Source organism: Acinetobacter sp. YH12235, from assembly GCF_013417705.1.
GTDB lineage: Bacteria > Pseudomonadota > Gammaproteobacteria > Pseudomonadales > Moraxellaceae > Acinetobacter.
Map to the genome: position 1 here is coordinate 52,873 of NZ_VPDL01000004.1, position 13,063 is coordinate 65,935.

13 protein-coding genes are annotated in these 13,063 nt (G+C 46.7%); 11 read left to right on the forward strand and 2 right to left on the reverse strand.

Going from position 1 to position 13,063, the window contains the following annotated elements; all coding sequences use genetic code 11:
- Window positions 1-69: 69 nt before the first annotated feature.
- Window positions 70-1,440, reverse strand: a complete 1,371-nt coding sequence (locus FTV13_RS03340) for an MFS transporter (protein ID WP_180010990.1) — start codon at window positions 1,438-1,440, stop codon at window positions 70-72.
- Between the two features lie 229 nt (window positions 1,441-1,669).
- The gene (locus FTV13_RS03345) at window positions 1,670-2,581 is read right to left on the reverse strand and encodes a LysR family transcriptional regulator (RefSeq protein WP_166138516.1); all 912 of its coding nucleotides are present in this window, start codon (window positions 2,579-2,581) and stop codon (window positions 1,670-1,672) included.
- A gap of 115 nt (window positions 2,582-2,696) precedes the next feature.
- On the opposite strand from FTV13_RS03345, the gene FTV13_RS03350 reads away from it, so the two are divergent.
- The 11 genes from FTV13_RS03350 (at window position 2,697) to pcaF (ending at window position 13,053) form a co-directional block, all read left to right on the forward strand.
- Entirely contained in the window at window positions 2,697-3,806 is a 1,110-nt protein-coding gene (locus FTV13_RS03350; protein ID WP_179992591.1) for a muconate/chloromuconate family cycloisomerase, read from the forward strand.
- Between the two features lie 15 nt (window positions 3,807-3,821).
- Window positions 3,822-4,112, forward strand: coding sequence for a muconolactone Delta-isomerase (gene catC, locus FTV13_RS03355; protein ID WP_104426111.1), 291 nt, complete (start codon window positions 3,822-3,824; stop codon window positions 4,110-4,112).
- Window positions 4,113-4,268: 156 nt separating this feature from the next.
- Complete coding sequence (gene catA, locus FTV13_RS03360) at window positions 4,269-5,189, forward strand: catechol 1,2-dioxygenase (RefSeq protein ID WP_179992592.1); 921 nt, start codon at window positions 4,269-4,271, stop codon at window positions 5,187-5,189.
- 75 nt (window positions 5,190-5,264) lie between these two features.
- Window positions 5,265-6,653, forward strand: a complete 1,389-nt coding sequence (gene benA, locus FTV13_RS03365; protein WP_179992593.1) for a benzoate 1,2-dioxygenase large subunit — start codon at window positions 5,265-5,267, stop codon at window positions 6,651-6,653.
- Window positions 6,650-7,141 (forward strand): benzoate 1,2-dioxygenase small subunit, encoded by a 492-nt coding sequence (gene benB, locus FTV13_RS03370; protein ID WP_179992594.1) that lies wholly within the window; start codon window positions 6,650-6,652, stop codon window positions 7,139-7,141. The genes benA and benB overlap by 4 nt, the downstream gene beginning before the upstream one ends.
- 91 nt (window positions 7,142-7,232) lie before the next feature.
- Entirely contained in the window at window positions 7,233-8,249 is a 1,017-nt protein-coding gene (benC, locus tag FTV13_RS03375; RefSeq protein WP_179992595.1) for a benzoate 1,2-dioxygenase electron transfer component BenC, read from the forward strand.
- A gap of 21 nt (window positions 8,250-8,270) precedes the next feature.
- The gene (gene benD, locus FTV13_RS03380; protein ID WP_180010993.1) at window positions 8,271-9,056 is read left to right on the forward strand and encodes a benzoate diol dehydrogenase BenD; all 786 of its coding nucleotides are present in this window, start codon (window positions 8,271-8,273) and stop codon (window positions 9,054-9,056) included.
- Window positions 9,057-9,114: 58 nt separating this feature from the next.
- Window positions 9,115-10,335, forward strand: a complete 1,221-nt coding sequence (gene benE, locus FTV13_RS03385; protein ID WP_179992597.1) for a benzoate/H(+) symporter BenE — start codon at window positions 9,115-9,117, stop codon at window positions 10,333-10,335.
- A gap of 37 nt (window positions 10,336-10,372) precedes the next feature.
- Window positions 10,373-11,044 carry a 3-oxoacid CoA-transferase subunit A gene (locus FTV13_RS03390; protein WP_179992598.1) on the forward strand — a complete coding sequence of 224 codons (672 nt, stop codon included), beginning with the start codon at window positions 10,373-10,375 and terminating at the stop codon, window positions 11,042-11,044.
- Between the two features lie 19 nt (window positions 11,045-11,063).
- Entirely contained in the window at window positions 11,064-11,717 is a 654-nt protein-coding gene (locus tag FTV13_RS03395) for a 3-oxoacid CoA-transferase subunit B (RefSeq protein ID WP_179992599.1), read from the forward strand.
- Between the two features lie 130 nt (window positions 11,718-11,847).
- Window positions 11,848-13,053, forward strand: coding sequence for a 3-oxoadipyl-CoA thiolase (gene pcaF, locus FTV13_RS03400; RefSeq protein WP_179992600.1), 1,206 nt, complete (start codon window positions 11,848-11,850; stop codon window positions 13,051-13,053).
- Window positions 13,054-13,063 lie beyond the last annotated feature (10 nt).

Sequence of the window (13,063 nt, forward strand, 5' to 3'; positions counted from 1 at the left end):
ATCACCACCGCTTACGATGGCGATCTCTATCATTAGAAGTGTTTTCTTTATTAATTGATATTTAATCCATTAACTTGCTTTTTCAGCGAGAGAATCAGTGCGAATCTCAGGTGTAGCAAGGGCTTGACCTTCTACAGACATCTTTAAGTTCACCAGGAAAATTGCCAGCGCAGCAATCAAACCGGGAATCGCAATTGCAAAGAAGTTCATTTGATGCGGTAAATTCATGGTGAGTAAAGCACCTGTCAATACCGGTCCAACGATCGCACCGATACGTCCAATTCCGGAAGCCCAACCCATGCCAGTGGAACGCACCGTTGATGGATAATATTGCGCCACGAAGGTGTAGAGCAGGATTTGAGAACCAATGGTTGCTGCACCGGCCACAGCAATCAAGCTATAAAGCACGAATTGCGGACTGTTATAACCGAGCAGGATTAAAGAAGCTGCTCCGCAAAGGAACATGATCGTCAGCACTTTTTTAATATGGAAACGGTCTGCCAGATACCCCCCACCAACAGCCCCGATCATGCCGCCAATATTCAGGGCAAACAGGAAGATCATGCTGGCACCCAGAGAATAACCGGCTTGGATCATCAGTTTTGGTAACCAGCTACCCAGTGCGTAGACCATTAATAAACACATGAAAAATGCCAGCCAGAACATAAAGGTACTAAATGTGCGGCCTTGCTGAAATAATGCTTTTAAAGGTGCTTCATCGCCTTTTTGTACTTCATTCAGGACGAACTGGGTGTCAGATCCAATTACCTGGGTTGGCGAGATTTTCTGGATAATATTTTGCGCTTCAGCCGTTTGCTGCTTATTGGTCAGATACATCAGGGATTCTGGTAAATATTTCCAGAGTATCGGCAGGAACAGTAAAGGAGTACCCGCAAGCAAGAACATGATTTTCCAGCCGAACTGTGGTACCAGCCATGCGCCAAGCAAAGCAGATGTCATGCCTCCGATGGCATAGCCACTAAACATCAAGGCAACTAATGTACTGCGAATCCTTTTTGGTGCGTATTCCGTCATCAGGGCAACGACGTTTGGCATCACGCCACCAATTCCGAGTCCGGCAAGAAAACGTAAAATTCCGAATTCGACAGGTGATGTTGCAAAGGCACCGATAAACGTAAAACCACTAAAGATCGCGACACAGATCATGATGGTTTTTTTACGTCCCAGTTTATCGGACAAAGTGCCGAAACTCATCGCTCCAAACATCATACCGAACAAGGCGGTGCTGGCTAACATGCCGGCCTGTACTGCACTGAGTGACCATTCCTGCATCAGTAGCGGTAACGCTACGCCGTAAATCACCAGGTCATAACCGTCAAAAATAATGATCAGCAAACACCAGATCAGGACGCCCCAATGAAATGGCGTGAACTTTGCTTCATCAATCAGCGTATTTATATTCACTTTATTTGTAGACATCTCCACCTCCTAATTGTGAAGTTCAATTTATGAGATTCACAATGCAGAAGATGTGCATAAATGTCCAAAACTGAATAGGCATGCTTCTATACCTATAAAGTCTGCCTTAAAGAAAAGGCTTTATTTACTATGCCTTAATGATATTCATCCAAAAAATGAAACCTTCATTCAATATTAAAATATGGATTCGCTTTATTCCCTATAAGATCCAGACAGGTATTGATCTGAATTAAAATACAGCACGATCATATTTAATCGCTTCAAGATCATAGACCTGATAGACCGCATCAAACAGATATCGAATATATTCACTTTCATCCATATTACGAATAGCCATAAAAACCGGACTGACCGCAAATTCATCTAATAAAGGGATAAAGTTTAAATGTGCCAGACGAATATTCTGGGCACTTTCCGGCACAATACAGACGCCCTCTCCGGCAGCCACAAAACCAAGCGCCAGTTGCAATTCACTGACTGCACGGATATTTTTCGGTTCCAGCCCATACTCGGAAAATATACCGCGCACCTGGGTAGAAAAATTAGCCTTACCATTATTCGGGTATAAAAAGAGTGGCTGATCCACCAGTTCAGTCAGGTTCACGCCATCTCGATGGGAAAGAAAATGGCTGGAATGTGCTGCGACCATCAGCCTTTCTTCACGCAGTAACACCCGTTTCACTGCCGGATCTGAAATTCTTAAACGTCCAAAACCGACATCAATCCGCCCTTCTTTAAGTGCCTGAATCTGCTCTGAAGTATTCATTTCAACCATCTCAATTTTGAGCTGGGGATGTTGCTGCTTAAATAGAAACACAATACGCGATAGCAAACCGAACAATAACGAGCCAACAAAACCAATGCTAATGGTGCGATCCGCGATACCAATCCGCTTGGTCATCGATTTGATTTCTTCCGCATTAGACAAAAGTTTAACCGCATGTTGATAGAAGAATTGACCTGCTTCTGTGGTCTTAAGCGGTCGGCTACCTCTTTCAAAGAGCTGAATATCCAGTTCCTGTTCCAGATTTTGTATCTGTCTGCTTAAAGGTGGTTGAGCAATAAACAGTTTTTCTGCCGCCTTGGTAAAACTTTGTTCTTCGACGACTGCGACGAAGTAACGCAAATGCCTGAGTTCCATATTATTGCATACCTTTAAAGTATAAAAAAATGCTAAATCGATCTTAGACCAATCAAAATTATTCTTTTAAGGTATATCAAGTCAAAACATTAAAGCAAGAATGTGAAGCGTAATTATGTATAAGTCAGTTGAAACCTTGCTGGTTCAAATACCGACGATCCGTCCTCACAAGATGGCTGTCGCAACCATGCAAACCCAGACACTGGTCCTGGTCAAAATCACCACCGAAGACGGCTATGTGGGTTGGGGCGAAGCCACCACTATTGGCGGTTTAGGCTACGGTGAAGAAAGCCCAGAAAGTGTCAAAGTGAATATTGAGACTTACTTTGCACCGCTTCTGAAAACATTATCAGGTTTGAATGTTGCACAGACATTACAAGCCATCAAAAAGAATATTAATGGTAACCGTTTTGCCAAGTGTGCCATTCAAACTGCGCTACTGGATATTCAGGCACAACGTTTGAACCAGCCACTGAGTGAAATTCTAGGTGGACGTTTACGTGACAGCGTACCAGTGCTGTGGGTCCTGGCATCTGGCAATACCGAGAAAGACATTGCTGAAGCCCAGAAAATGATTGCGGCCAAACGCCACAATATTTTCAAACTGAAAATTGGTTCTCGTCCAGTGGAACAGGATGTTGAACACGTGCTTGCCATTAAACAGGCATTAGGCAAAGACATTTCGATCCGTGTTGATGTGAACCGTGCCTGGACAGAGCTAGACGCGATTAAAGGCATTCAGTTACTCCAGGACGGCGGCATTGACCTGATTGAACAGCCATGTGCCATTGATAATCTGGATGCAATGCGACGTCTGACCCAGCGTTTTGATATCGCCATCATGGCGGATGAATCCTTGATGGGTCCGCAGTCTGCCTATCAGATCGCACGTCAGCATGGCTCATCAGTTTTTGCAGTCAAAGTGGCGCAATCTGGTGGCCTGATTGAAGGTTGTGAAGTTGCAAAAGTGGCACAGCTGGCAGGTATCGATCTGTATGGCGGCACCATGCTGGAAGGCCCGGTGGGCACGATCGCCTCTGCCCATGCATTCTCGACTTTTGAAAGTCTCGCTTATGGCACCGAACTGTTTGGCCCCCTGCTACTGACTGAAGATATTTTAAAAACCCCACTCCAGTATCAAAACTTTGAACTTGAGATTCCGAAAGGATCAGGTCTGGGTATTGAGTTGGATGAAAACAAAATTGACAACTTGCGTCGTCAATAATTCCAGGAGAACCCCATGCTTTTCCAAGTACGAATGGACGTCAATATTCCAAAAGATATGCCGGTTGAACAGGCCAATGAAATTAAGGCAGTTGAAAAAGCTTATTCACAGGATCTGCAACGCCAGGGTAAGTGGCGTCATATCTGGCGTATCACCGGGCAGTATTCAAACATCAGTATTTTTGATGTTGAAAGCAATGAAGAGTTGCACAACCTGCTACAAGGCTTGCCGCTCTACCCGTATATGAACATCGAAGTCATGGCATTGAACCGCCATCCCTCGTCGATTCGAGATGATGACAAGTAATGAATAAATTCGGGAATGGAAATGAAAGATTTTTCTTCCCATCCATACACCTGAGGGTAATCCAAAAGGACTTGTGGCCAGCAAGATTTAGCCAGCCAAACGAATGCTAAAACATGCGCCACTAAAATATGAAAGACATACTTTAGGAGCAATAGTATGAACCGCCAAGAAATTGATGCACTGGTTAAAAAAATGAATGTCGACACAGCGACAGGACCAGTAGATGAGCGTGTACAACAAGTTGTTGTACGTTTATTAGGTGATCTTTTCCAAGCGATCGAAGATCTTGATATTTCTCAGACTGAACTCTGGAAAGGTCTGGAATACTTTACTGATGCAGGTCAAGCTAATGAATTAGGCTTACTGGCTGCAGGTCTGGGTCTGGAACATTACTTAGACTTACGCGCGGATGAAGCAGATGCCAAAGCCGGCATTACTGGTGGTACACCACGTACCATCGAAGGCCCGCTCTATGTTGCAGGTGCACCTGAGTCCGTTGGTTTTGCGCGTATGGATGACGGTTCTGAAGAAGGCAAAATTCCAACCCTGATTATTGAAGGCACAGTGACCGATACTGACGGCAACATCATTGAAGGTGCAAAAGTTGAAGTCTGGCATGCCAACAGCCTGGGCAACTACTCTTTCTTTGACAAGTCACAATCGGACTTTAACCTGCGCCGTTCTATCTTTACCGATCAAGACGGTAAATATATTGCGCTGACCACCATGCCGGTCGGTTATGGTTGCCCGCCTGAAGGTACCACCCAGTTCGTACTGGACAAATTAGGTCGTCACGGTAACCGCCCATCTCATGTGCATTACTTCGTATCTGCGCCGGGTTATCGGAAGTTAACCACACAGTTCAACATCGAAGGCGATCAATACCTGTGGGATGACTTTGCATTCGCCACACGTGATGGTCTGGTCGCAACTGCTGTTGATGTGACCGATGAAGCTGAAATCGCACGCCGTGGTTTAAATGGTCCATTCAAACATATCCAGTTCAATATCGAACTGGTGAAAGACCAGGCTGCTGCACCAAGCACTGAAGTAGAACGTCGTCGCGCAAGCGCTTAATTCAAAATGGAATCGGGATGTCAGTCTGAGCAACATCCCGATGACTTCCCCTCCTTGGAAAGTCGGAGACTGGACATGCCTCGTATTCCTGTAATTAACACCAGCCATTTAGACCGTATTGATGAATTACTGGTCGATGATTTTGAATCTGGTGAATTTAAACTGCACCGTTCCGTATTTACTGATCAAGCCCTGTTTGATCTGGAAATGAAATATATCTTTGAAGGAAACTGGGTTTATCTGGCCCATGAGAGCCAGATTCCCCACAACAACGATTACTACACAACCCATATTGGCCGTCAGCCAATCATCATTGCACGTAATCGTAATGGCGAACTAAATGCCATGATCAATGCCTGCTCTCACCGCGGTGCACAACTGTGCCGTTATAAGCGTGGCAATAAAGCAACCTATACCTGCCCATTCCATGGCTGGACATTCAATAACTCAGGCAAGCTGTTAAAAGTGAAAGACCCGGCTGATGCAGGCTATTCAGATTGCTTTAACCAGGACGGTTCTCATGACCTGAAAAAAGTAGCCCGTTTTGAAAATTACAAAGGCTTCTTGTTTGGCAGCCTGAATCCGGATGTTCCTTCTCTGGAAGAATACCTGGGTGAAGCCACGAAGATCATCGACATGATCGTGGGTCAGTCTGAGCAAGGTCTGGAAGTTTTACGCGGTTCATCGACTTATACCTATGAAGGTAACTGGAAGCTGACTGCAGAAAACGGTGCCGATGGTTATCACGTCTCTGCCGTGCACTGGAACTATGCTGCAACGACTCAGCAACGTAAGGAAAAAGAAGCTGGCGATAATATTCGTGCCATGAGCGCAGGTTCATGGGGCAAACAAGGCGGTGGTTCTTACGGCTTTGAACATGGTCACATGCTGCTTTGGACACAATGGGCCAACCCGGAAGACCGTCCAAACTTTGCCAAGAAAGATGAATATACCGAGCGTTATGGCGAAGCCATGGCGAAATGGATGATTGAGCGTTCACGTAACCTGTGTATCTATCCAAACGTTTACTTTATGGATCAGTTCGGCTCACAAATTCGTGTCCTGCGTCCGATCTCTGTCGATAAGACTGAAGTGACCATTTACTGTATCGGTCCTGTCGGTGAAGAGCCGGAAGCACGCACTCGCCGTATCCGTCAGTATGAAGACTTCTTTAATGCTTCTGGTATGGCAACTCCGGACGATCTGGAAGAATTCCGTGCCTGTCAGGCTGGTTATGCCGGGATCGCACTGGAATGGAACGACATGTGCCGTGGTTCTAAGCACTGGATTCAAGGGCCGGATGATGCAGCCAATGAAATTGGTCTGAAACCAAAACTGTCCGGCATTAAAACTGAAGATGAAGGCTTATATCTGGCACAACACCAGTACTGGTTAGAACTGATCAAAAAAGGCATTGCGACTGAAAAAGAAATTGCTGCAAACACTGAAGGAGAAACCGCATGAGCGACATCACTTTAGAAAACATTGCACAGTTCCTGTATCAGGAAGCCCGCTTTTTAGATGATGAGCAATGGGATGACTGGTTACAGTGCTACGCTCCTACTGCTTCTTTCTGGATGCCAGCTTGGGATGATGATGACCGTCTGACTGAAGACCCACAGTCTGAAATCTCACTGATCTACTACCCTGACCGTCAGGGTCTTGAGGACCGTGTGTTCCGCATCAAGACGGAGCGTTCATCTGCCACCATGCCGGATACCCGTACTAGTCACAACATCTGCAATATTGAAATTGTGGAACGTGACGGCGACAAGGTCACTGTGCGCTTTAACTGGAATACCCTGAGTTTCCGCTACAAAACCAGTTACAGCTACTTTGGTATGTCTCGTTATGTAATCAATTTTTCAGGCGAAAAACCACAGATTTTAAGCAAATACGTGGTGCTGAAAAACGATTACATCAACCAGGTTATCGACATTTATCACCTCTAAGACTGTTTCGACAGCAAGGTCAAAAAACCTTTCAGCCAGGGAAATATGGCTGAAAGGTCTAGTTTCAAAGATTTATATAGGATATTCAGCCATGTCAAACCACAATGTTGCACTCCAATTTGAAGATGGCGTTACACGTTTTATTAGTGTTGCCCAAGGCGAAACCCTGTCCGATGCAGCTTACCGTCAAAAGATCAATATCCCTCTAGATTGCCGTGACGGTGCATGTGGAACGTGCCGCGCTTTTTGTGAATCAGGTGCGTATGACATGCCTGAAGAAATGTACATTGAAGATGCACTGACACCAGAAGAAGCCGCAGAAGGTTTTATTCTGGCTTGCCAATGTAAACCGACTTCGGATGCCGTGTTCCAAATTCAGGCCTCCTCTGATGTCTGTAAAACCGAGATTCATGCATTTCAAGGTACGTTGGCCCGTGTAGAAAACCTGTCTGATTCCACCATTACCTTTGATATTCAACTCGATGATGGTCAACCAGATATCCATTTTCTGGCCGGACAATATGTCAATGTCGGCATTCCTGGCACCACTGAAACCCGTTCTTACTCATTCAGTTCCAAGCCGGGCAACCGTTTAACTGGTTTTGTAGTTCGTAATGTCCCGAACGGCAAAATGTCGAGTTTCCTCAGCGCTGATGCAAAAGCGGGTGACAAAATGACCTTTACCGGTCCATTCGGCAGCTTCTATCTGCGTAATGTGACCCGTCCGGTATTGATGCTGGCAGGTGGTACAGGCATCGCGCCATTTATGTCAATGTTACAGGTACTGGAAGAAAAAGGTTCTGAATATCCAGTACGTCTGGTCTTTGGTGTGACCAATGACTTCGACCTGGTCGCAATTGAAAAGCTGAATGAACTACAGGATAAATTCCCATGGTTCGAATATCGTACAGTGGTCGCAAATCCAGAATCTGCACATGAGCGTAAAGGCTATGTAACCGATCATATCGAAAACGAATGGCTGAACGCTGGAGATGTCGATATCTACCTATGTGGTCCAGTGCCAATGGTTGAAGCGGTTCGCGGCTGGCTGGATGCTGAAGGTGTCAAACCTGCCAGCTTCTTGTTTGAAAAATTCTCTGCCAACTAAGTTTAGAAGCCGGAGAATCTCATGAACCGTAACCCAAGATTTGAAGATAAAGTCGTAATCGTGACTGGTGCTGCGCAAGGCATCGGTCGCGGTGTAGCCATCCAGGCTGCTGCTGAATGCGCACAAGTAGTATTGGCCGATATTTCGGACTATGTGCAGGAAACCCTGGCAGAAATCGAAGCGGCTGGCGGTGATGCCATCTTCGTCAAGGCAAATCTGGAAACTTATGCGGGTGCTCAATCTGTCGTTGAAAAAGCCTTAGATACCTATGGTCGTGTCGATGTACTGATCAATAACGTGGGTGGTGCCATCTGGATGAAACCTTTTGAAGAATTCTCTGAAGAAGAAATCATCAAGGAAGTGAACCGCTCTCTTTTCCCAACAATGTGGTGCTGCCGTGCAGTACTACCGCAAATGATCAAGCAGCAACATGGCACCATCGTGAATGTGTCTTCGATTGCAACCTGTGGGATTCATCGTGCGCCGTATTCAGCATCCAAAGGTGGCGTGAATGCGCTGACCGCTTCCCTAGCCTTTGCCTATGCCAAAGATGGTATCCGCGTGAATGCTGTGGCAACAGGTGGTACCGAAGCACCGCCACGCAAGATTCCACGCAATGCCAAACCGCTGAGCGAACAGGAAGAACAATGGATGCAGGATGTGGTCGACCAGACCAAGGATCGCAGCCATATGAAACGCTATGGCACGATCCAGGAACAGGTCAATGCCATTCTGTTCCTGGCTTCAGATGAATCATCTTATATGACAGGTACCGTAGTACCGGTCGGTGGTGGAGATCAAGGCTAGTCCTGATCATCACGATTTTTGACAGGCTCATGGTTCGACGCAAGGAGGCACATTACCAATGAACACCCTGTTTCAGACATTAAAAAATGACTGGTCAATTTCAGCGACTGTTGCAGGATTTCTAGCAGTGCTGATTTCCTATTCAGGACCACTGATCATTTTTTTCCAGGCAGCGCAGCAAGCCCAGGTTTCCCCAGACATGATGATTTCATGGATTTGGGGAATTTCTATTGGTGCGGCGCTCGCAGGTATCTTTTTATCGATTAAATACAAAATACCTGTTGTCACCGCCTGGTCTGCGCCCGGAACGGCACTATTGGTCACGCTGTTTCCCGATATTTCGCTCAATGAAGCGGTTGCGGCCTATATCACCTCTGCTGTGGTGATTTTTCTCATTGGGATTACCGGTTATTTCGACAAATTGCTGTCCTGGATTCCCCAGGAAGTCGCTGCCGGAATGATGGCCGGAATTTTACTGCAGTTTGGTTTAGGACTGTTCACCGCGACCGATACCATGCCCTATATCGTCTTTGGCATGCTGGCGGTGTTTTTGCTGGCCAAGCGTTTCAGTCCACGTTATGCCATGGTCTGGGTGCTGGTTGCCGGTGTGATTTTAAGCATGCTGCTGGGCAAGATTAATCCGGTCACGGCAGATTTCAGTCTGGCAATTCCGCAATTTATTGCACCGGAATGGACTTGGAGTTCCACCCTGAATCTGGCCCTCCCGCTTATTCTGGTCAGTCTGTCGGGCCAGTTCTTACCAGGAATGGCCATTATCAAGATCAGTGGATATGACATGCCTGCCAAGCCAATTATCAGTGCAACCAGTATTGCCTCGCTCGCAGTAGCCTGTGTGGGGGGGATTACTATTGTATTGGCCTCTATTACGGCCGCATTGTGTTTAAGCAAAGACGCGCACGAGCTGAAAGAAAAGCGTTATATCGCGGGTGTGGCGAACGGGCTTTTTTATATTTTAGGCGGCCTGTTTGCCGGCAGCATTGTCATGCTGTTTAGCCTGATGCCGAAGGAATTAATTGCAGCTTTGGCAGGACTGGCCTTACTCGGAGCAATTGCCACTAACATCTCTATGGCGATGGGCAAAGAGTCGCAACGTGATGCCGCACTGATCACCTTTTTAGCAACTGCTTCCGGCATGCATTTCTTGGGGCTGAGTTCAGTCTTTTGGGGGATTTGTATTGGCCTGGTAGCACATTTTCTGCTGTCACAGAAAGACCGTAATGCTGTTCCGGTTGCAACATCAGATTCAAAACGAATTTAAAGACATCCATTAGTTTAGGGTATGTAAGGACCAGATTATGATAGATAAAAGTTCATTATCATTGAAAGAAGCACTTTCCCAGATCAAGGATGGTTCTACCATTATGATCGGCGGATTTGGGACAGCGGGTCAGCCTGCTGAACTGATTGATGGTCTGATCGAATTGGGAATCAAGGATCTTATTATTGTCAATAATAATGCTGGTAATGGCGACTATGGTCTGGCAAAACTGCTAAAGACTGGCGCAGTACGTAAAATCATCTGCTCTTTCCCGCGCCAGTCAGACTCATGGGTCTTTGACGAGCTGTACCGTGCCGGAAAAATCGAGCTGGAACTGGTGCCGCAAGGAAACCTGGCCTGCCGGATTCAGGCTGCAGGTATGGGGCTAGGGCCAATCTACACGCCTACCGGTTTTGGTACCTTGCTGGCGGAAGGCAAGCCAACCCTGAATTATGAAGGCAAAGAGTACGTTTTAGAAAATCCAATTAAAGCAGACTTTGCCCTGATCAAGGCGCATAAAGGCGATCGCTGGGGCAATCTGGTTTACCGTAAATCCGCACGTAACTTCGGCCCGATTATGGCGATGGCTGCGGATGTGACGATTGCTCAAGTTTCTGAAGTGGTTGAACTGGGTACACTGGATCCGGAACACATCATCACCCCGGGAATTTTTGTTCAACACGTTGTTCAAGTTAAACCTGCACAATAATTGGCATCGGAGATAAATAATGAGCTATAGCAAACTGACCCGTGACCAGATCGCTGAACGTGTGGCACAAGACATTCCTGATGGTACCTATGTCAACCTTGGTATTGGCCTGCCGACCAAGATTGCCAGCTATCTGCCTACAGACAAGGATGTTTTCCTGCATTCTGAAAATGGCTTGCTAGCTTTTGGCCCGCCACCTGCCAAAGGTGAAGAAGACCCTGAACTGATCAATGCCGGTAAAGAATTTGTGACCATGCTGACTGGCGGTGCTTTTTTCCATCATGGGGATTCTTTTGCGATGATGCGCGGCGGACACTTAGATATCGCAGTTTTGGGTGCTTTCCAAGTCGCTGAAAATGGTGACCTGGCCAACTGGCATACCGGTGCACCAGATGCAATTCCTGCTGTCGGTGGCGCGATGGATCTGGCCGTCGGCGCCAAGAAAGTCTTTATCACTACTGATCACGTCACTAAAAAAGGCGAACCTAAGATTGTGGCTGAACTGACTTATCCTGCGACTGGCCTGAAATGTGTGGACCGCATCTATACTGACCTGTGTGTAATTGATGTCACTCCTGAAGGCATGAAAGTCATTGAAAAAGTCGAAGGTCTGTCATTTGAAGAATTGCAGTCCATGACGGGTGCACCACTGATTGATGCGACACAGGGTTAATAATCCCTCCTAACCTCCCTGAGTGAGTTTTAAAGCACAGCTTTTAAAATTCAGCATAAGAAAGGGAGGAAAAGTCCCCCTTTGATAAAGGGGGATTTAGGGGGATTTAAAGGAACAAGGAATTTAATAAATGAAAAATGCATATATCATTGATGCCATTCGTACCCCATTCGGTCGCTATGCTGGTGGGCTGGCACCTGTTCGTGCTGATGATCTTGGCGCGATCCCGATTAAAGCCTTGATGGAACGCAACCCAAGTATCAACTGGGAAAAAGTTGATGACATTATCTACGGCTGTGCCAACCAGGCCGGTGAAGACAACCGCAACGTGGGTCGTATGTCAGCACTGCTTGCAAGTGTACCTTATCAAGTGCCAGCCACTACCATTAACCGTCTTTGCGGATCCTCCCTGGATGCAATAGCGATTGCGGCACGTGCCATTAAAGCCGGTGAAGCGAATCTGATTGTGGCTGGTGGTGTGGAATCCATGTCACGCGCCCCTTTTGTCATGGGTAAAGCAGAAACCGCTTATGGCCGTAGCCAGAAAATTGAAGACACCACCATGGGCTGGCGTTTTATCAACCCGAAACTGAAAGAACTGTATGGCGTGGAAACCATGCCGGAAACTGCTGAAAACGTGGCAGAACAGTTCAATATTAATCGTGAAGATCAAGACAAGTTTGCCCTGACCAGCCAGCAACGTACAGCAGCAGCACAAGCCAAAGGTTTCTTTAAAAATGAAATCGTGCCCGTGGTCATTCCTCAGCGTAAAGGCGAACCAGTTGTGGTAGATACTGATGAACATCCTCGTGCTTCTACAACACTGGAAGGATTAACTAAGTTAAAACCAGTCGTCAAAGCAGATGGTACGGTGACGGCAGGCAATGCTTCTGGCATTAACGATGGTGCAGCGGCACTCCTGATTGCATCCGATGAAGCCGTTCAACACTATAGTTTAAAACCACGTGCCAAAATTATTGGTTCAACGGTTGTCGGTGTAGAGCCACGCATTATGGGCTTTGGTCCGACACCTGCCATTAAAAAATTGCTTGTTCAAACGGGTTTAACTCTTGAGCAAATGGATGTGATTGAGCTGAATGAAGCCTTTGCCGCACAGGCACTGGCGGTAACCCGTGACTTAGGTCTTCCGGATGATGCCGCACATGTAAACCCGAATGGTGGTGCGATTGCCCTTGGTCATCCACTTGGTGCTTCCGGTGCCCGTCTGGTGACCACGGCCTTGAACCAGCTTGAACGGACTGGCGGGAAATATGCCCTCTGCTCTATGTGCATTGGCGTAGGCCAAGGTATCGCGCTGATTATTGAACGTGTTTAAAAAATCCCTC

Bases quoted from the DNA above. Each gene is read 5' to 3' on its own strand.
- FTV13_RS03395 (WP_179992599.1), top strand. From the start codon at position 11,064: ATGAGCTATAGCAAACTGACCCGTGACCAGATCGCTGAACGTGTGGCA.
- FTV13_RS03350 (WP_179992591.1), top strand. From the start codon at position 2,697: ATGTATAAGTCAGTTGAAACCTTGCTGGTTCAAATACCGACGATCCGT.
- FTV13_RS03345 (WP_166138516.1), bottom strand. From the start codon at position 2,581: ATGGAACTCAGGCATTTGCGTTACTTCGTCGCAGTCGTCGAAGAACAA.
- benE (WP_179992597.1), top strand. From the start codon at position 9,115: ATGAACACCCTGTTTCAGACATTAAAAAATGACTGGTCAATTTCAGCG.
- benD (WP_180010993.1), top strand. From the start codon at position 8,271: ATGAACCGTAACCCAAGATTTGAAGATAAAGTCGTAATCGTGACTGGT.
- benB (WP_179992594.1), top strand. From the start codon at position 6,650: ATGAGCGACATCACTTTAGAAAACATTGCACAGTTCCTGTATCAGGAA.
- FTV13_RS03390 (WP_179992598.1), top strand. From the start codon at position 10,373: ATGATAGATAAAAGTTCATTATCATTGAAAGAAGCACTTTCCCAGATC.
- benC (WP_179992595.1), top strand. From the start codon at position 7,233: ATGTCAAACCACAATGTTGCACTCCAATTTGAAGATGGCGTTACACGT.
- benA (WP_179992593.1), top strand. From the start codon at position 5,265: ATGCCTCGTATTCCTGTAATTAACACCAGCCATTTAGACCGTATTGAT.
- catA (WP_179992592.1), top strand. From the start codon at position 4,269: ATGAACCGCCAAGAAATTGATGCACTGGTTAAAAAAATGAATGTCGAC.
- pcaF (WP_179992600.1), top strand. From the start codon at position 11,848: ATGAAAAATGCATATATCATTGATGCCATTCGTACCCCATTCGGTCGC.
- FTV13_RS03340 (WP_180010990.1), bottom strand. From the start codon at position 1,440: ATGTCTACAAATAAAGTGAATATAAATACGCTGATTGATGAAGCAAAG.
- catC (WP_104426111.1), top strand. From the start codon at position 3,822: ATGCTTTTCCAAGTACGAATGGACGTCAATATTCCAAAAGATATGCCG.